General features: G+C 63.2%; 1 protein-coding gene and 1 pseudogene. Both read right to left on the bottom strand.

Annotated elements, in window-relative coordinates; genetic code table 11:
* The coding region (locus tag ABE456_RS28445; RefSeq protein ID WP_346646901.1) for an electron transfer flavoprotein subunit alpha/FixB family protein at positions 1 to 707 on the bottom strand (707 nt) is incomplete at its 3' end.
* Positions 708 to 941, bottom strand: a pseudogene (locus ABE456_RS28440) (electron transfer flavoprotein subunit beta/FixA family protein); the annotation flags it as partial.

Here is a 941-nt window from a genome sequence, read left to right as displayed (position 1 = left end):
ACTGCGGCGCGCGAGGCACCGACGGCAGCGCCGAGCTTGTCGGCCAGGCTGTACAGGTGCTTGAAGTTGTCACCGTTGCCCATGCCACGGCCGCCGGAGACGACGATCTTGGCAGCGGTCAGCTCTGGGCGGTCGGACTTGGCCAGCTCTTCACCAACGAAGGCCGAGATACCGGCGTTGTGCGCAGCAGCAACAGCTTCAACGGCAGCCGAGCCACCTGCGGCGGCCACGGCGTCAAAGCCGGTGGTACGCACGGTGATGACCTTGATGGCCGCGCTCGATTGCACGGTGGCAATGGCGTTACCGGCATAGATCGGGCGCTTGAAGGTGTCGGCGGACTCGACCGCGATGATCTCGGAGATCTGGTCCACGTCCAGCAGCGCAGCAACGCGTGGCAGGATGTTCTTGCCATTGGTGGTGGCAGGGGCCAGCACGTGGCTGTAACCTTTGGCCCCGCTTTGCTCAACAAGCGCAACGATCAGCGGCGCGACGTTTTCCGGCAGCGCGTGGGCGTAGGCGGCGTTATCGGCAACCAGCACCTTGGCCACGCCAGCGATCTTGGCAGCGGATTCGGCAACGCCGCCCACGTTCTGGCCAGCGACCAGCACGTGCACATCACCACCGATCTTGGCGGCAGCAGCGACAGTGTTCAGGGTGGCCGGGGCTACGGCACCGTTCTCGTATTCAGCGACAACCAGGATAGTCATTTAGATTACCTTCGCTTCGTTCTTCAGCTTCTCGACCAGTTCGGCCACCGATTTGACCTTGATGCCAGCGCTGCGGGCAGCCGGGGCTTCAACTTTCAGGGTCTTGTTGGTGGAGGCGAGGGAAACGCCCAGCGCGTCTGGAGTAACGGTTTCCAGCGGCTTTTTCTTGGCCTTCATGATGTTCGGCAGCGACGCGTAGCGCGGCTCGTTCAGGCGCAGGTCGGTGGTGACGAT

Origin of the sequence: Pseudomonas sp. TWI929, from assembly GCF_039673335.1 — a bacterium.
Classification (GTDB): domain Bacteria; phylum Pseudomonadota; class Gammaproteobacteria; order Pseudomonadales; family Pseudomonadaceae; genus Aquipseudomonas.
Note: the sequence above shows the minus strand (reverse complement) of the source record. Positions and strands in the feature narration are given on the sequence as shown.